This is a genomic window from Burkholderia sp. KL41, from assembly GCF_057005415.2.
Window position 1 is genome coordinate 1,235,062 of record NZ_CM174447.1, and the last position, 15,803, is coordinate 1,250,864.

Here is a 15,803-nt window from a genome sequence, read left to right on the forward strand (position 1 = left end):
CGGCGTCCGCAATTCAGGAACGATCGAGAGGGCAGTCGAACGATGATGACGAAGATGAAGATGCTGGCGACGGTGGCAGGCAGTCTCGTGCTGGGCGCGCCGTTCATTGCGCACGCACAGGACGACGTGATCGCGAATGCCGCTCAGGCATCGGTCACGCAGGCCGATATCGCGGGGCTGCTGAAGTCGGTGAGCCCGGAAGGGCGCGAGCGTCTCGCGGCCGATCCCGCGGCGCTCGACCAGGTCGTGCGTTCGACGCTCGCGCAGAAGGCCGTGCTGGCCGAGGCGAAATCGAAGGGCTGGGACAAGCAGGCGCAGGTGCAGGCGGCCGTCGAACAGGCGCAGCGCGACATCGTCGTGCGCAGCTACCTGGCGTCGGCGAATGCGCCGCCGGCCGACTATCCGTCGGACGCGGAGCTGCAGTCCGCGTATGACAAGAATCGCGCCGCGTTCACCGCGCCGCGCGCGCTGCACGTCGCGCAGATCTATATCGCGGTGCCGCCGAACGCGGATGCCGCGACGCTCGACAAGGCGCGCAAGCAGGCGGCCGATCTCGCGAGCCGCGCGCGCGGCGGCGATTTCGCGGCGCTCGCGAAGGCGAATTCGCAGGACAAGGCGAGCGCCGCGAACGGCGGCGATCTCGGGTTCGTGCCCGATCAGCTGATGGTGCCGGCGCTCCGTCAGGCGGCCGACGCGTTGAAGCCGGGCCAGGTCTCCGCGCCGATCCAGACGCCGGCCGGCTTTCATGTCGTGAAGCTGATCGACGTTCGCGCGGCCGCGCCGCGCCCGCTGGCCGACGTGAAGGAGCAACTGCGCGCGATGCTGCGCGCGCAGCGCACGCAGCAGAATGCGCAGGCGTATCTCGCGAAGCTCGCCGCGAACGCACCGATCAACGAAGACGCGCTGAAGAAAGCGCTCACGTCCGCCCGGTAGGCGCGCGCATGGGAACCGTCCGTTCGACACCGCGCGTCGGCGCACCCGACGCGCGCACGCCGGGCCGCCGCCGCCCGGCCGCGGCCGCCGACCGCCCGCGCATGCCGAAAGCGAACCCGTGGCCGGGCCGGCCCGGCGAGTGGCCCACGCATTGCCCGCTGTGCTTCGGCGCGCTGGAGCCGTTGCCCGGTGCGGGCGGTTACGCGCGGCACCGGAGCGCGCGATGCTCCGCGCAGTGCGTGCTCACCACGCGCCAGTACCAGCCGGAGGACCTGACGATTCGCGGCTCGCGCGACGTGCAGGTGGCCGCCCGGCATCGCGAGCGCTTCGTGGCGCACTGGGCGCGTCATTACGCACTGATGCGGCGCGCGTGGCCCGCGCTCACGATCGGGCGCTTCATCGCGGTGATCGCCTGTGTCGACGTCGCGGATCTCTGGTCGTACCGGATGTTGCGCGACGACGATCTGGCGGCCGTGCTGCTCGTGCTGGCCGGTTTCATGCGCGTGCCGGACGCGTCGGGCGCCGATGTTTCGGGAACCGATGCGTCGGGCGCCGATGCGCCGGGCGCCGATGCGCCGGGCGTCGACGTGCGCGCGCCGACCGTGCGGTGGGTGCGATTCTGGTTCGACGCGAGCGTGCGCGACGTCGGCGATCTGTGGGCGGCCGGCAACGGCGCGCCGTCGCTGTTTCGCGTCGACTATCGCGAGCCGCTCGTCACGCCGTATCCGACCGGCGCGCAGGTGCAGGCGTGGCAGCCGGTCGACGGCATGCGCGACGCCTGGGCGCAGCGGGTCGATGCGCAAGAGCCGGCCGTCGACGACGCCGATCGCGCGGCGTTCGCGCGTTTCCTGGCGCGCGCGTCGGCGCCGGGCACGAACGTGTGACCGCCGCAGCGCGGGTGCCATGGAGTCCTTTCTGAAGGAGCGCGCATGAAGATGCGACGAAGCGCAAGCGCGACGATCGTCTGCCTGCTAGTGGCAACCGGCATGCACGCACAGGGCGGCCGCGCGGCGGCGAGCGCGGGGGCGGCCACGAAGCCGGTGTGCGTCGATGCGGAAGTCGACGGCAAGCGTGCGCTGTCCTACGACTGCCTGAGCCAGCAACTGAAGCCGAAGGCCGATCCGCAGGCGGGCGCATCGCAGACGGATGCGGAGCGACTGTCGAAGCAGCCGTCGAACCGTCTCGGCACGTTCAACCTGTCGACCGAGCGGAACCGGTTCGGCTCGAACTGGGGCCGGTCGGTAACGCCGCAGCGGCCGGATGCGCCGGTCGCGGTGCCGCCGAAGTAATGCGTGCGGCCGGGCGTGCCGCGCGCGTATCGATGAGCCGGCGGCGTTCCGGCGCGAACCGACGAGGAGCAGCGACATGAAGGCGGGCAGGCACACGAACCGGGCGGTTGTGCTGCGAGCGATGGCGGGCGGGCTGGCGCTGACCTGCGCGTGCGCCGGTGCAACGACACCGGCACCGGCCGCCGAGCGGCCGGCGCAGCCGGTTGCCGCATCGCCTGCGCCGGCCGTTACGCTGCCGAACTTCGCCGTGCTGGTGCGGCGCGTCGGCCCGGCCGTCGTCAACATCAGCGTCACGCGCGAAGTCACGCAGATGGGCATCCAGCTGCCGCCGGGCATCGCGCCCGATCATCCGCTCGCGCCGTTTCTCGCGCGGCGAGTGATCGGCAATCGCGAGGAAGTGAGCCTCGGCTCCGGCTTCATCGTCAGTGCGGACGGCGTGATCCTGACCAACCGGCACGTGGTCGGCGACGCCGTCGCGATCGACGTGAAGCTGACCGACAAGCGGCAGTTCAAGGGGCGCGTGATCGGCAGCGACCCCGTCTCCGACGTTGCCGTGATCCGCATCGACGCGCACGACCTGCCGGTCGTCGCGACCGGCGACCCGGCACGCACCGAGGTGGGCGACTGGGTGATGGCGATCGGTTCGCCGTACGGGTTCGCGAACACGGTCACGCAGGGCATCGTCAGCGCGAAATCGCGCGCGTTGCCCGGCGAGCGCGCGATTCCGTTCATCCAGACCGACGTGCCGATCAACCCCGGCAATTCGGGCGGCCCGCTGTTCGATCTCGGCGGCCGCGTGATCGCGATCAACTCGATGATTTTCTCGAAGACGGGCGGCTACCAGGGGCTCGCGTTCGCGATCCCGATCGACATCGCGCTCGACGTGAAGGACCAGCTGCTGCGCACCGGCAAGGTCACGCGCGGCCGGCTCGGCGTGGCCGTGCAGGAGGTGAGCCAGGCACTCGCGCGTTCGTTCGGCCTCGCGAGCCCGGACGGCGCGCTGATCACGATGGTCGAACCGGACGGCCCGGCCGCGCACGCGGGCCTGCAACCGGGCGACGTCGTGCTCGCCGTCGACGGCAAGCCGGTCGCCGAATCGGCGGATTTGCTCGGCACGGTCGCGCTCATGCGGGCCGGGCGGCAAGCCGACCTGCTGGTGTGGCGCGCGGGCAGGGCGAGGCACGTGATCGCGACCGTCGCCGCATTCGACAGCGGGTCGGCACCGGCAAGCGGCGAGCAAGGGCCCGCGCGGTTCGGGCTCGCGTTGCGCGCGGCGACCGAGCAGGAGCGCCAGCGGCTCGGCGTCGGCCAGGCGCTCGTCGTCGAGCAGGCGAGCGGCCAGGCCGCGCGCGCGGGATTGCAGGCCGGCGATATCGTGCTGTCGGTCAACGGCACGCCGGTCGCGAACATCGGCGCGCTGATGACCGAGATCGATGCCGCGCACGGCAATGTCGCGCTGCTCGTCCAGCGCGGCGGCACGCGTCTGTATGTGCCGATCGAGATCGGTTGAGCGGTTGAGCGGGCGATGTCACGCGGCACGACGGCTCATCGTCGAAACGGGAGGCGGGATGAAACGAAGGCAGGAATGGCGCGTATCCGGCGGGTGGCGGGCGATCGTCGTCGCGTGGGCGCTCGTGCCGGGTATCGCGCCGGCTGTTGCACCGGCCGTCGCGCAGACGGCCGACGTGCCGCAGGCATGGATGCGCTACGGACAGCTCGCCGGGCAGCAGTTCCAGACCTGGCTCGAAGCCGATGGCGATGCGGCCGATCGGCTGCACCGCTATCTCGAGGCGCGCGTGCTGAACGCGAGCGCCGCCGCGCCGCCGCCCGCGATCGTCGTGCGCGCGTGGATCGGCCCGAACGGCGCCGTCACGCGTGTCGAATTCGCGTCGCTCGGCGATCCCGATGCAGACGCGACACTGCGGCAACTGCTCACGGCCGGCCCGCTGGTGGAACCACCGCCGCCCGACATGCTGCAGCCGTTGCGCGTGCGCCTGCGGCTCGCGCCGAATCCCGATGCGGCCGCTGCCGCGCCGGCATCGGCCGCCCGCATGCCGTGACGCCCGGGCCGGAATGCGGGCGTGGCCGGATATCGTAATAACATATGACGTTATTGCGTCGGCAGGACGATGACGTCCTGCTTCTTCACGAGGAGCCACCCATGCAACTGAGCCAGTTAGGCGGGCATGTCGCCCAATCCGGTTTCGCCGAACGGCAGAAGCACGCGCAGGCGCTGATGTTCGGCATGGCCGACATCAACGAGTACGTGTCCGGCGGCGTCTGTTACGACGCCGCGGCCTATGTCCGGTATCTGCTGCGTAGCGACGCGATGATCGCGCCCGGTGCGCTGCTCGACACGATCGGCCAGCACTGGCGGACCCGCTTCAACTTCGAGACCGGCGGCGAATGGGACGGGCGCGCGAGCATTCCGGCCGGAACCGCGGTCGGCTTCTCGCGGGGCGGCACCGTTTTTCATGCCGCGATCGCCGTCGGCGGCAGCCGGATCCGGGCGATCAACGGGGGCCGTCTCGGCAGCGGCTGGATGTACGCGGTCGACCTTGCGCGGGTGCTCGAGCCGGACGCGGCCGGCGGATTCACGTATGACCGCGCGAACATCCGGGTACACCTGTCGCGCCTGTAGGCGGCGCGGCTTCGGCTGCCACGCCGGCCGCCGCGCGCCGCGCCCACGGCCGGCATCGCGTCGTTCGGCGATTTCCGCATGGCGCCGCGCTGTCCATCGCTGCTATCCTCTCGACCGTGAATGACTATTCGTGGGGCCGTGGAAGCGCATGCTGCGCCGCGGCGATTCACGCGGGTGCGAGCCCGCGTGCACGCCGGGGTCGCATGGCCGCCTGCCCACGACGATCCATGACCCGTTTCGTGATTGATTTCCTTCCGTCCATGTCCACATGGCCAAGACAACGATGAGCGACGCGCCTGAATCCGCGGCGCCCGGCGACGACGAATCGTCCGGCGGCGCATCGTCCTACCTGGTGCCGGGGCTCGAACGCGGGCTGCGGATCCTCGCAGAATTCTCCGCGCGCGAGCCCGTGCTCGGCGCGCCCGAGTTGTCGAAGCGCATCGGCATTCCGCGCACGACCACGTTCCGCCTGCTGCAGACGCTCGAAGCGCTCGGTTTCCTCGAGCGCGTGAACGGCGACCGTTATTTCCGGCTCGGCGTCGGTGTGCTGCGGCTCGGCTTCGAATACCTGAATTCGCTCGAACTGACCGATCTCGGCACGCCCGTGCTCGAGCGGCTGCGCGATACGACGGGCCTGTCGACGCATCTGCTGATCCGCGACCAGCGCGACGTCGTGTTCGTCGCGAAGGCGCAGAGCAACGCGTCGATGTTCGGTTCGGTGAAGGTGCACGTCGGCACGCGCCTGCCCGCGCATGCGACCGTGCATGGCCACGTGTTGATGGGCGACCTGACGCGCGACGCACTGCGCCAGCTCTATCCGGAGAAAAAACTCGAACAGTTCACCGAGCGCACGCCGGGCACCGTCGACGAACTGTACGAGCGTGTGCGCCATTACGCACGGCTCGGTTATGCGGTCAGCGAGGCGGCGTTCGAGAGCGGCATTTCGGCGGTCACGGCGCCCGTGCGCGATCATTCGGGCTCGATCGTCGCGGCGATCACCGCGACGGTGCCGCGCTCGGAGATCGGCGAGGCCGGCGAGAAGGAACGGCTCGTCGAAGCCGTGTGCGGCGCGGCGGTCGACCTGTCCCAGCGCCTGAACTATCGTCCGCTCGAAAGCGACCCGACGTTCGCGCACGCGCGCCACAAGGTCGCGATGTTCTGACGCCGACTTGTCGGGCGGGCCGCCGCACGCGGCACCGCAATCAAGAAAATGAGGGGCCCGCGGGCCCCTCATTTCATTTCAGGCACCGACTGCCCGGCGCCGTTCAGAACGAGTGGTGGATCCCGGTGAGCACGACCACCTGGTTCGCGGTGCTCGACACGCCGGCCGTGAAGAACGCGGCCTTTGCGCCGCCCGAACCATGCTCGTACAGCACGTTCGCATAAAGCTGCGTGCGCTTCGACAGCGAATAGATGTCGCCGAGTTCGACCTGCGTCCAGCGGCGGCCGGCCAGCGTCGTGGTTGCCGCGCCGCCCGCGATCGTGTTGAACGCGCTGCTGCGATAGTTCACACCCGCGTCGTAGCTCTGGAACGTGTCCGAATAGCCGTTCGACTGCATTTTCGTGCGCGTGTACAGGCCATGCACGAGGAAGTCGCCGAACTGGTAGGACGCGCCCGCGCCGATGTTCTCGACCTTGTTCGCGATATAGCCGTTCGCGGTGTTCTGCCCCTGGAAGGACGTGATGCCGGTCGTGCTGATCAGGATCGAGCGGTCGTGCTCGTTCGAGTACACGGCCGACGCCTTGAACGGCCCGTTCGCATAGTTCAGCGCGACGCCGACCGACTTGCCGGTCGAGAAGTTCGTCGTGTTGCCGAGCGCCATCGTCGCCGCGGCCGAGAAGCCCGCGAAGGTCGGCGAACGATACTTGACCGCGTTGTTGTACGGCACGTTGCCGGTCGCGGCGAGCCCGTCGATGTTGCCGGGGTGGAACGCATACCAGCTCATCGCGAGGTAGGCCGTGCTGAGCGGATCGAGATAGTCGAACGACAGCGGCGTCTGGCGGCCGAGCGTCAGCGTGCCGTAGCGTTCCGAGCTGAGGCCGACGAAGGCCGCGCGGTTCCAGATCGTGTTCGCGGTCGCGAACTGGCCGTTGTTCGTATAGAAGCCGTTTTCGAGCTGGAAGATCGCCGACAGGCCGTCGCCGAGGTCTTCCTTGCCCTTCAGGCCCCACCGGTCGGGCTGCGTATTGCCCTGGATCATCGCCCATTTCGCATGGCCGCCGACGTTGTTCACGTACGCGACCCCCGCATCCATGCTGCCGTACAGCACCACGCTGCTCTGCGCCCACGCGCCCGACACGGCGCCCAATCCGATCACTGTTGCTGCTACCGCATGCTTGACCATTTGATCTCCTGAATCTCCAACCTGATGAAAACGTGCCGTGGCGGCCTGCGCGGGAACGGCCTGCCGTTGCGCGTCTTCGCCATCGAGCGGGCATTTTTTATGTTCCATACAAGGAACAACGTGCCTCTGATGGAATGGAGTATAGGGGCGTCGAGCGCCGTATCAAAAATAATTTTTTCGGGACGGATGGAATTCGTGACGGTGCCCGGTTGCGGTGCACGACGCCCGAAAAAAGGCCGTAAATGCCCGCTACACAACAAAAAATTACATTTGGCAAGGCAGGCGGAAGTAACTGCCGACCCGATGGTCGGTGTTTTCCCTAGGGCGTGCAGCTTTTTGTTTTACTCGTGAAAAGTCGCTCCTATAATCACCATCCATAAACTGCTGTTCCGGATATGGAACAAATCTGAACAAACCGAGAGTCGATCAGAAGGAAGGGTGTGAGATGTCTGAACAATGGGTTTGCGCCGGGCACGCCGGCGCGCTGTCGGAAGACACGCCGATCGAGTTCAAGCGGACCGACGGCGTCGAAATCGGGATCTACCGCGTCGGCGACGACGTGTATGCGCTCGAGAACGTGTGCCCGCATGCGTACGCGCTGCTGACGCAGGGGTTCGTCGACGAAGGCACGGTCGAATGCCCGCTGCACGAGGCCGTGTTCGACATCAGGACGGGCGAATGCCTGAAGGGTCCGGGCGGGCGCGCGCTGAAGCAGTACGCGGTGCGCCTTGCCGGCGAGGAAATCCAGATCAAGGTGGAATGACATGAAAGAAGCGACCGTCAACTTCAATCCCTTCCTGAAGCCGTGGGTGGCGCCGCAGCCGAACAACGTCGCGGGCAAGGGGCAGATCGAGATCCCCGGCCAGGTCGAGAACCAGGTCTGGCAGAACCGCAAGGCCGCCCCGACCCAGTACGAAAACGACCTCGGCGATGCGCTCGAGCGCGTGTTCGAAGCCGGCGCGATCGAGCTGGACGATGTCGTCGCGGGCCTGAACCGCATCGGCTTCCGCGCACCGGACGGCACCGCGTGGACCGCCGAGCGCTTCCGCGCCGAAATGGCCTCGCTCGCGGAATGACCGCGCCGAGCGCGTGACCGCCGACCCGACGACAACCGCATCCGGAGCACACTGATGACGTCCCCCGTACAACACGCAGTCCAACACGACCCGGTCCGTGACTATCTCGACCGCGGCATCAAGAACTACTGGTATCCCGTCGCGCCGAGCTGGCAGGTGTCGAACGCACCCGTCGGCCTCACGCGCCTGTCCGAGCAGATCGTGCTGTGGCGCGATCACGAGGGCAAGGTTCACGCACTCGAAGATCGCTGCCCGCACCGCGGCGCACGCCTGTCGCTCGGCTGGAACCTCGGCGGCAACATCGCGTGCTGGTATCACGGCATCGAAGTCGACGGCGGCGGCACGGTCAACCGCGTGCCGGCCGTGTCGAACTGTCCGCTCGAAGGCACGAAGTGCGTGAAGTCGTATCCGGTCGAGGAGAAGGCCGGCGCGATCTTCCTGTGGTTCGGCGATGAAGCGCACGGCGAGCCGGCGCCGCTGAACCTGCCCGAGGAACTGGTTGCCGACGAATACGGCCACTTCCTGTGCGTATCGAACTGGAAGTGCAATTACCAGTACGCGATCGACAACGTGATGGACCCGATGCACGGCGCGTACCTGCACGCGACGTCGCACTCGATGGCCGAAGGCGACAAGCAGGCCGACATGCGCGTGCGCAAGACGGAAACGGGCCTGATGTTCGAGAAGATCGGCCAGCGCGACGTGAACTTCGACTGGGTCGAGCTCGGCGAAACCGGCTGCCTGTGGATGCGCCTCGCGATTCCGTACAAGCAGAAATTCGGCCCCGGCGGCAACTTCGGGATCATCGGCTTCGCGACGCCGGTCGACGGCGACAACTGCCAGGTCTATTTCTGGCGCACGCGCAAGGTCAGCGGCTGGCAGCGCGACGTGTGGCGCTTCATGTACCGCAACCGCCTCGAAGGGCTGCACTGGGATGTGCTCGAGCAGGACCGCTACGTCCTCGAAAGCCTCGCGCCGCACGCGCGCGATCACGAATACCTGTACCAGCACGACGTCGGCATCACGCGCGTGCGCCGGATGCTGCGCCAGCGTGCGCAGGAGCATCTTTCCGCGCTCGACGCGCATCGCGCGGCGCAGGCCGCGGCGGAGCCCTCGAATGGCTGAGCTTGCTCCGGTCGTGTCGCTGCCGGGGCGCCGCGTGCTCGTCACGGGCGGCGCGCGCGGGCTGGGCGCGGCGTTCGTGAAGGCGCTGGTCGCGGCGGGTGCGCAGGTCGCGTTCGGCGACGTGCTCGCCGAAGAAGGCCGCGCGCTGGCCGCGCAGCTCACGCAAGCCGGCCACACCGCGTTTTTCTTCACGCTCGACCTGGCCGATCCGGCGAGCGTCGACGCATTCGTCGCGCAGGGCGCGGCGGCGCTCGGCGGCATCGACGCGCTGATCAACAACGCGGCGATCACGAACTCGGGCGGCAAATTGTCGACGGAGCTCGACGTGTCGACCTGGGACGCGGTGATGAACGTGAACGTGCGCGGCGTGTGGCTCGTCAGCAATGCGGCGTTGCCGCACCTCGCGCAGTCGGGGCGCGGCGCGATCGTGAACCTCGCATCGGACACCGCGCTGTGGGGCGCGCCGAAGCTGCTCGCATACGTCGCGAGCAAGGGCGCGGTGATCGCGATGACGCACGCGCAGGCACGCGAATTCGGCGCGCACGGCGTGACGGTCAATGCAATCGCGCCGGGGCTGACGGAAGTCGAGGCGACCGCCTACGTGCCGGCCGAGCGCCACGCGTTCTACATGCAGGGCCGTGCGCTGACGCGCGCGCAGGTGCCCGACGACGTGACGGGCCCCGTGCTGTTCCTGCTGTCGGACGGCGCGCGCTTCGTGACGGGTCAACTGCTGCCGGTGAACGGCGGCTTCGTAATGAATTGAATTGAAGTTTTCACTCTGATGAAGGAGAGGACGATGGCGGACGCCGATCTCGAACGCAAGTCGTGGGACCAGCCGGAAGGCGCAAGCTTCAACGACTGGATGGAAGGGCGCGTTGCTCGCTACGCGACGCGGCGCTACGACTGGGACGCACTGAAGTTCCAGGCCGACTACGACCCGAAGTACCGCCGCGCGCAGATGCGCTACGTCGGCACGGGCGGCACGGGCGTCGCGAAGGACGTCAACACGGTGCCGGCCGGCAACTTCACGTTCTCGACGATGGTCATCCCGGCCGGCAACATCGGCCCGAGCCACATCCACATCGACGTGGAAGAGATCTTCTTCGTGCTGCGCGGCAAGATGAAGGTGATCTGCGAGCGCGACGGCGAGACGTGGGAAGCGATCCTCGGCGAGCGCGACCTGATCTCGGTGCCGCCGGGCGTGTATCGCACGGAAATCAACATCGGCGAGGAAGATGCGCTGATGTGCGTGATGCTCGGTTCGCCGAAGCCGGTCACGCCGACGTATCCGCCCGATTCGCCGCTCGCGAAGATCAAGCGCTGAGACGGGACGGGTGAAGCAATGAGTGTCATCGACAAACGTGAGCGCGACCGCACCGCGGTGTTCGCCGCGCTGCTCGGGCAGTTTCCCGAGCAGCGTTGCGCGGCCGGCGCGGCGGGCACGATCGGTTACCGTGATGCCGGCGCGCAGCATGCGGGCCGTGCGCTGCCCGTCGTGCTGCTGCACGGCATCGGCTCGGGCGCCGCATCGTGGGTCAGCCAGCTCGACACGCTCGGCGCGTCGCGGCGCGTGCTCGCGTGGGACGCGCCCGGTTACGGCGTGTCGACGCCCGTGCACGGCGCGTCGCCGGCCGCCGCCGATTACGCGGCATCGCTGAATGCGTGGCTCGAGGCACTCGGCATCGAACGCTGTGTGCTGGTCGGCCATTCGCTCGGCGCGATCGTCGCGGGCGGCCTCGCCCGCGTGATGCCCGCGCGGATCGCCGGCCTGCTGCTGGTGTCGCCCGCGGGCGGCTACGGCAGCGCACCGGCCGAAACGCGCGAATCGCGCCGCGACGCGCGGCTCGCGATGCTCGCCGAACTCGGCCCGGCCGGGCTCGCCGAGCAGCGCAGCGGCAACATGCTGTCCGGTTTCGCGAACGAGGAGGCACGTGCGTGGGTGCGCTGGAACATGGCGCGTATCGTGCCGGCCGGCTATGCGCAGGCCACGCATCTGCTCGCGAACGCCGATCTCGCGGCCGATCTCGCCGGTTTTCGCGGTCGCACGGCCGTGGCCGTCGGCGCGAACGACGCGATCACGCCGCCCGCCGCGTGCGAGCGGATCGCCGCGGCCGCGCACGTCGGGCTGCAGGTGATTCCGCAAGCCGGGCATGCCGGTTATGTCGAGGCTCCGGCCGTCTATTCCGCACTGATCGACTCGTTCTGCCGTCAGTGCGACCAACAGCGGGGGCTGGCATGAACGAACCGCTGCAACGACCCGAACCCGAAAACGACAAGGCCGAAGCCAGCTATGTGGTGCCCGGCCTCGAACGCGGGCTGCGGCTCCTCGCCGAATTCTCGCCGCGCGAGCCCGTGCTCGGTGCGCCCGAGCTGTCGAAGCGGCTCGGCATTCCGCGCACGACGGTGTTCCGCCTGCTGCAGACGCTCGAATCGCTCGGCTTCCTCGAGCGCGCGGACAAGGATCGCAACTACAAGCTCGGCATCGCCGTGCTGCGGCTCGGCTTCGAATACCTGAGCTCGCTGGAGCTGACCGATCTCGGCCTGCCCGTGATCGAGAGCCTGCGCGACGCCACCGGCTTCACGACGCACATCGTGATCCGTGACGGCCGCGACGTGGTGTTCGTCGCGAAGGCGCAGAGCCAGTCGCCGGTGTTCAGCTCGATCCGCGTCAACGTCGGCACGCGCTTGCCCGCGCATGCGACGACGCACGGCCACGTGCTGATGGGCGACCTGTCGCTGAAGGAGCTGCGCTCGCTGTATCCGGAAGGCGCGCTGAACCGGATGACGAACGCGACACCGGAAACGGTCGACGCACTGTACGAAGTGATCCGCGAGGATGCGCTGCGCGGCTACGGCGTCAGCAATTCGTCGTTCGAGCGCGGCATCTCGGTGGTCACGGCGCCGGTGCGCAACGAGACGCAGAAGATCGTCGCGTGCATCACGGTGACGGTGCCGCGGCCGGAAATCGACGCGGCGCTGATCGCGGACGGGCTGATCGACAAGGTGCAGCGCGCGGCGGCGGAACTGTCGCGGCGGCTCAATTACCGCTCGGATGACGAGCACACGTTTATGAAAGCATTAGGACTCCGATGATCCAGATCGATCTGACCGGGCAGGTGGCGGTGGTGACGGGCGGTTCGTCCGGCATCGGCCTCGCGACCGCCGAACGGTTCCTGCAGGCAGGCGCATCGGTCGCGATTTGCGGCCGCGACGGCGAGCGCCTGGCGCGCGCCGAGGCGATGCTCGACGAAAAATATCAGGGCGCGCAACTGCTCGCCGCGCGCTGCAACGTGCTCGACGAGCATGACGTCGCCGCGTTCGCGCAAGCGGTGTCCGCACGCTTCGGCCGCGCCGACATGCTGGTCAACAACGCCGGCCAGGGCCGCGTGTCGACCTTCGCGGACACGACCGACGACGCGTGGCGCGACGAGCTCGAACTGAAGTATTTCAGCATCATCCGCCCGACGCGCGCGTTCCTGCCGCTGCTGCGCGATGCGCAGGCGCCGACGATCACCTGCGTGAACTCGCTGCTCGCACTGCAGCCGGAGCCGCACATGGTCGCGACGTCGTCGGCGCGCGCGGGCGTGCTGAGCCTCGTGAAGTCGCTCGCGAACGAACTCGCGCCGCAGCGCATCCGCGTGAACTCGATCCTGATCGGCATCGTCGAGTCGGGCCAGTGGCGCCGCCGTTACGAAGCGCAGGCGCAGGCCGGCGAAAGCTGGGAGGACTGGACGGGCGCGATCGCCCGCACGAAGCACATTCCGCTGAACCGCTTCGGCAAGCCCGACGAGGCAGCCTGGGCACTTTTTTATCTCGCAACGCATCTGTCGTCCTACACGACGGGCAGCCATATCGACGTTTCTGGAGGCTTTGCACGCCATGTCTGAAAAAACCACGGTTGGCGAGCTGATTGCCGCCTTTCTCGAGCAGTGCGGCGTGAAGACCGCATTCGGTGTCATCTCGATCCACAACATGCCGATCCTCGACGCGATCAACTCACGCGGCAACATCCGGTACGTCGGCGCACGCGGCGAAGCCGGTGCACTGAACATGGCCGACGGCCTGGCCCGCGTGTCGGGCGGCCTCGGCGTCGCGTTCACGAGCACGGGCACGGCGGCAGGCAACGCGGCGGGCGCGATGGTCGAGGCGCTGACGGCAGGCACCGCGCTGCTGCACGTCACGGGGCAGATCGAGACGCCGTATCTCGACCAGGATCTCGCGTATATCCACGAAGCGCCGGATCAACTGTCGATGCTGGACTCGATCTCGAAGGCCGCCTTCCGCGTGCGCACCGTCGAAACCGTGCTGCCGACGATTCGCGAAGCCGTGCGCATCGCGCAGACGGCGCCGACGGGCCCGGTGTCGGTCGAGATTCCGATCGACATCCAGGCAGCTGAAATCGAATGGCCGGAAGACCTCGCACCGGCGCACGTCACGGTGCGCGAGCACGATTCCGCACGCGTCGCGAAGCTCGCCGATGCCCTCGCGGCGAAGCGCCGTCCGCTGCTGTGGCTCGGCGGCGGCGCGCGCCATGCACGTGCGGAAGTCGAGCGCCTCGTGAAGCTCGGCTTCGGCGTCGTGACGAGCGTGCAGGGCCGTGGCGTGCTGCCCGAGGATCACCCGGCGACGCTCGGCGCGTTCAACGTGCACGCGTCCGTCGAAGCGTTCTACAAGACCTGCGATGCGCTCGTCGTCGTCGGTTCGCGCCTGCGCGGCAACGAAACGCTGAAGTACAAGCTCGCGCTGCCGCAGCCGCTGTTCCGCGTCGATGCCGAGGCACTCGCCGACAACCGTGGCTATCGCAACGAGCTGTTCGTGCATGGCGATTCGAAGCGCGTGCTGGCCGAGCTGGCCGACCGGCTCGAAGGCCGCCTGTCGGTCGATCCGCAGTTCGCCGCCGATCTCGCGGCGGCCCGCGAGCAGGCGGTGGCCGATGTGTCGAAGGGCCTCGGGCCGTACAAGAAGCTGGTCGACACGCTGCAGGGTGCGGTCGGCCGCGACTACAACTGGGTGCGCGACGTGACGATCTCGAACAGCACGTGGGGCAACCGCCTGCTGAAGATCTTCGAGCCGCGCTCGGGCGTGCATGCGCTTGGCGGCGGCATCGGCCAGGGCATCCAGATGGGCATCGGCGCGGCGCTCGCGGGCGCGGCGGCGAAGACGGTCTGCCTGGTCGGCGACGGCGGCCTGATGGTCAACGTCGGCGAGCTCGTGACGGCCGTGCAGGAAAACGCGAACGTGATGATCGTGCTGATGAACGACCAGTGCTACGGCGTGATCCGCAACATCCAGGACGCGCACTACGGCGGCCGCCGCTGCTTCGTGCAGCTGCACCAGCCCGATTTCGCGCAGTTCTGCGCGAGCTTCGGCCTCACGCATTACCGGATCACGTCGCTCGACGACGCCGAGGCGATCGTGCGCGAAGGGATGGCCAAGGAAGGGCCGGTGATGGTCGAGGTCGACATGCTGTCGGTCGGCTCGTTCGCATCGCAGTTCGCGGGCCCGCCGGTGAAGAAGGAAGCGCCGACGGAGCGCCAGTATGCTTAACGGGCAAAAGCGGGCCCACGCCCCCGTCGACGTCGTGATGATCGGCTTCGGTGCGATCGGTGCGGCCGTGTACCACGCGGTCGAGCACGATGCGTCGCTGCGCGTCGCGCACGTGATCGTGCCGGAACACCAGCGCGCGGCGGTGCAGGGCGTGCTGGGCGGCGCGGTGGAGGTCGTGTCGTCGGTCGACGCACTGGCCCGCCGCCCCGAGTTCGCGCTCGAATGCGCGGGCCACAGCGCGCTCGTCGATCACGTCGTGCCGCTGCTGAAGGCAGGCACCGATTGCGCGGTCGCGTCGATCGGCGCGCTGTCCGACCTCGCGCTGCTCGACGTGCTCGCGCAGGCGGCCAACGAAGGCGACGCGACGGTCACGCTGCTGTCCGGCGCGATCGGCGGCATCGACGCGCTGGCCTCCGCGAAGCAGGGCGGCCTCGACGAAGTGCTGTACGTGGGCCGCAAGCCGCTGCTCGGCTGGCTCGGCACGCCCGCCGAGGGGATGTGCGACCTGCGCGCGATGAGCGAGGCGAAGGTGATCTTCGAAGGCACCGCGCGCGACGCCGCGCGCCTGTATCCGAAGAACGCGAACGTCGCGGCCACCGTGGCGCTCGCGGGCCTCGGCCTCGACGCGACGCACGTGCGCCTGATCGCCGATCCGGCGGTCGAGCGCAACGTGCACCGCATCACCGCGCGCGGCGCATTCGGCGAGATGTCGCTGGAAATGAGCGGCAAGCCGCTGCCCGACAACCCGAAGACGTCCGCGCTGACGGCGTACAGCGCGATCCGCGCGCTGCGCAACCGCGCGGCCCGCTGCGTGATCTGACCGGGCCATTGAATGTCTGCCCGCGCC

General features: G+C 68.6%; 18 protein-coding genes. 17 read left to right on the forward strand and 1 reads right to left on the reverse strand.

Features of this window, described 5'->3' with window-relative positions; genetic code table 11:
* Positions 1 to 42: 42 nt before the first annotated feature.
* The 7 genes from PQB87_RS23085 to PQB87_RS23115 all read left to right on the forward strand — a co-directional run bounded on the left by PQB87_RS23085 (position 43) and on the right by PQB87_RS23115 (position 6,025).
* Entirely contained in the window at positions 43 to 933 is an 891-nt protein-coding gene (locus tag PQB87_RS23085; protein WP_489243950.1) for a peptidylprolyl isomerase, read from the forward strand.
* 8 nt (positions 934 to 941) lie between these two features.
* Positions 942 to 1,817, forward strand: coding sequence for a hypothetical protein (locus PQB87_RS23090; protein ID WP_489243951.1), 876 nt, complete (start codon positions 942 to 944; stop codon positions 1,815 to 1,817).
* Between the two features lie 45 nt (positions 1,818 to 1,862).
* Positions 1,863 to 2,222, forward strand: coding sequence for a hypothetical protein (locus tag PQB87_RS23095; RefSeq protein ID WP_489243952.1), 360 nt, complete (start codon positions 1,863 to 1,865; stop codon positions 2,220 to 2,222).
* Between the two features lie 76 nt (positions 2,223 to 2,298).
* Positions 2,299 to 3,732 (forward strand): Do family serine endopeptidase, encoded by a 1,434-nt coding sequence (locus PQB87_RS23100; RefSeq protein WP_489243954.1) that lies wholly within the window; start codon positions 2,299 to 2,301, stop codon positions 3,730 to 3,732.
* Positions 3,733 to 3,790: 58 nt separating this feature from the next.
* On the forward strand, positions 3,791 to 4,282 hold the full coding sequence (locus PQB87_RS23105; protein WP_111942957.1) for a YbaB/EbfC family DNA-binding protein: 492 nt from the start codon (positions 3,791 to 3,793) through the stop codon (positions 4,280 to 4,282).
* A 101-nt stretch (positions 4,283 to 4,383) separates the two neighbouring features.
* Positions 4,384 to 4,863 (forward strand): type 6 secretion system effector deamidase TecA, encoded by a 480-nt coding sequence (tecA, locus tag PQB87_RS23110; protein WP_021161519.1) that lies wholly within the window; start codon positions 4,384 to 4,386, stop codon positions 4,861 to 4,863.
* 268 nt (positions 4,864 to 5,131) lie between these two features.
* Positions 5,132 to 6,025: an IclR family transcriptional regulator gene (locus tag PQB87_RS23115; RefSeq protein ID WP_042976374.1), complete on the forward strand. Its 894-nt coding sequence runs from the start codon at positions 5,132 to 5,134 to the stop codon at positions 6,023 to 6,025.
* A 103-nt stretch (positions 6,026 to 6,128) separates the two neighbouring features.
* On the opposite strand, the gene PQB87_RS23120 is transcribed toward PQB87_RS23115, so the two are convergent.
* Entirely contained in the window at positions 6,129 to 7,208 is a 1,080-nt protein-coding gene (locus tag PQB87_RS23120) for a porin (protein ID WP_042976372.1), read from the reverse strand.
* A gap of 445 nt (positions 7,209 to 7,653) precedes the next feature.
* On the opposite strand from PQB87_RS23120, the gene PQB87_RS23125 reads away from it, so the two are divergent.
* Genes PQB87_RS23125 through PQB87_RS23170 form a run of 10 tightly spaced genes read left to right on the forward strand, consistent with a single transcriptional unit; the run spans position 7,654 to position 15,776 of the window.
* On the forward strand, positions 7,654 to 7,971 hold the full coding sequence (locus tag PQB87_RS23125) for a non-heme iron oxygenase ferredoxin subunit (RefSeq protein WP_021161517.1): 318 nt from the start codon (positions 7,654 to 7,656) through the stop codon (positions 7,969 to 7,971).
* Between the two features lies 1 nt (position 7,972).
* Positions 7,973 to 8,284: a recombinase-like helix-turn-helix domain-containing protein gene (locus PQB87_RS23130; RefSeq protein WP_059686077.1), complete on the forward strand. Its 312-nt coding sequence runs from the start codon at positions 7,973 to 7,975 to the stop codon at positions 8,282 to 8,284.
* Positions 8,285 to 8,338: 54 nt separating this feature from the next.
* Positions 8,339 to 9,409, forward strand: coding sequence for an aromatic ring-hydroxylating dioxygenase subunit alpha (locus PQB87_RS23135; protein WP_059697603.1), 1,071 nt, complete (start codon positions 8,339 to 8,341; stop codon positions 9,407 to 9,409).
* Complete coding sequence (locus PQB87_RS23140; protein ID WP_027789381.1) at positions 9,402 to 10,172, forward strand: SDR family oxidoreductase; 771 nt, start codon at positions 9,402 to 9,404, stop codon at positions 10,170 to 10,172. Before PQB87_RS23135 ends, PQB87_RS23140 begins: the two co-directional genes overlap by 8 nt.
* Before the next feature lie 33 nt (positions 10,173 to 10,205).
* Complete coding sequence (locus PQB87_RS23145; RefSeq protein WP_021161513.1) at positions 10,206 to 10,733, forward strand: cupin domain-containing protein; 528 nt, start codon at positions 10,206 to 10,208, stop codon at positions 10,731 to 10,733.
* Between the two features lie 18 nt (positions 10,734 to 10,751).
* On the forward strand, positions 10,752 to 11,648 hold the full coding sequence (locus PQB87_RS23150) for an alpha/beta fold hydrolase (RefSeq protein WP_489243957.1): 897 nt from the start codon (positions 10,752 to 10,754) through the stop codon (positions 11,646 to 11,648).
* Positions 11,645 to 12,502: an IclR family transcriptional regulator gene (locus tag PQB87_RS23155; RefSeq protein WP_489243959.1), complete on the forward strand. Its 858-nt coding sequence runs from the start codon at positions 11,645 to 11,647 to the stop codon at positions 12,500 to 12,502. The genes PQB87_RS23150 and PQB87_RS23155 overlap by 4 nt, the downstream gene beginning before the upstream one ends.
* Positions 12,499 to 13,296 carry an SDR family oxidoreductase gene (locus tag PQB87_RS23160; protein WP_489243960.1) on the forward strand — a complete coding sequence of 266 codons (798 nt, stop codon included), beginning with the start codon at positions 12,499 to 12,501 and terminating at the stop codon, positions 13,294 to 13,296. The genes PQB87_RS23155 and PQB87_RS23160 overlap by 4 nt, the downstream gene beginning before the upstream one ends.
* Positions 13,289 to 14,956 carry a thiamine pyrophosphate-binding protein gene (locus tag PQB87_RS23165; protein WP_027789377.1) on the forward strand — a complete coding sequence of 556 codons (1,668 nt, stop codon included), beginning with the start codon at positions 13,289 to 13,291 and terminating at the stop codon, positions 14,954 to 14,956. Before PQB87_RS23160 ends, PQB87_RS23165 begins: the two co-directional genes overlap by 8 nt.
* A complete protein-coding gene (locus tag PQB87_RS23170) occupies positions 14,949 to 15,776 on the forward strand; it encodes an aspartate dehydrogenase (protein ID WP_489243962.1) in 828 nt (275 codons plus the stop codon). The genes PQB87_RS23165 and PQB87_RS23170 overlap by 8 nt, the downstream gene beginning before the upstream one ends.
* The last annotated feature ends 27 nt before the right edge of the window (positions 15,777 to 15,803 follow it).

Excerpts from the sequence above, each read along its gene's own strand:
- PQB87_RS23085 (WP_489243950.1), top strand. The coding sequence starts at position 43 with ATGATGACGAAGATGAAGATGCTGGCGACGGTGGCAGGCAGTCTCGTG.
- PQB87_RS23090 (WP_489243951.1), top strand. The coding sequence starts at position 942 with ATGGGAACCGTCCGTTCGACACCGCGCGTCGGCGCACCCGACGCGCGC.
- PQB87_RS23095 (WP_489243952.1), top strand. The coding sequence starts at position 1,863 with ATGAAGATGCGACGAAGCGCAAGCGCGACGATCGTCTGCCTGCTAGTG.
- PQB87_RS23100 (WP_489243954.1), top strand. The coding sequence starts at position 2,299 with ATGAAGGCGGGCAGGCACACGAACCGGGCGGTTGTGCTGCGAGCGATG.
- PQB87_RS23105 (WP_111942957.1), top strand. The coding sequence starts at position 3,791 with ATGAAACGAAGGCAGGAATGGCGCGTATCCGGCGGGTGGCGGGCGATC.
- tecA (WP_021161519.1), top strand. The coding sequence starts at position 4,384 with ATGCAACTGAGCCAGTTAGGCGGGCATGTCGCCCAATCCGGTTTCGCC.
- PQB87_RS23115 (WP_042976374.1), top strand. The coding sequence starts at position 5,132 with ATGGCCAAGACAACGATGAGCGACGCGCCTGAATCCGCGGCGCCCGGC.
- PQB87_RS23120 (WP_042976372.1), bottom strand. The coding sequence starts at position 7,208 with ATGGTCAAGCATGCGGTAGCAGCAACAGTGATCGGATTGGGCGCCGTG.
- PQB87_RS23125 (WP_021161517.1), top strand. The coding sequence starts at position 7,654 with ATGTCTGAACAATGGGTTTGCGCCGGGCACGCCGGCGCGCTGTCGGAA.
- PQB87_RS23130 (WP_059686077.1), top strand. The coding sequence starts at position 7,973 with ATGAAAGAAGCGACCGTCAACTTCAATCCCTTCCTGAAGCCGTGGGTG.
- PQB87_RS23135 (WP_059697603.1), top strand. The coding sequence starts at position 8,339 with ATGACGTCCCCCGTACAACACGCAGTCCAACACGACCCGGTCCGTGAC.
- PQB87_RS23140 (WP_027789381.1), top strand. The coding sequence starts at position 9,402 with ATGGCTGAGCTTGCTCCGGTCGTGTCGCTGCCGGGGCGCCGCGTGCTC.
- PQB87_RS23145 (WP_021161513.1), top strand. The coding sequence starts at position 10,206 with ATGGCGGACGCCGATCTCGAACGCAAGTCGTGGGACCAGCCGGAAGGC.
- PQB87_RS23150 (WP_489243957.1), top strand. The coding sequence starts at position 10,752 with ATGAGTGTCATCGACAAACGTGAGCGCGACCGCACCGCGGTGTTCGCC.
- PQB87_RS23155 (WP_489243959.1), top strand. The coding sequence starts at position 11,645 with ATGAACGAACCGCTGCAACGACCCGAACCCGAAAACGACAAGGCCGAA.
- PQB87_RS23160 (WP_489243960.1), top strand. The coding sequence starts at position 12,499 with ATGATCCAGATCGATCTGACCGGGCAGGTGGCGGTGGTGACGGGCGGT.
- PQB87_RS23165 (WP_027789377.1), top strand. The coding sequence starts at position 13,289 with ATGTCTGAAAAAACCACGGTTGGCGAGCTGATTGCCGCCTTTCTCGAG.
- PQB87_RS23170 (WP_489243962.1), top strand. The coding sequence starts at position 14,949 with ATGCTTAACGGGCAAAAGCGGGCCCACGCCCCCGTCGACGTCGTGATG.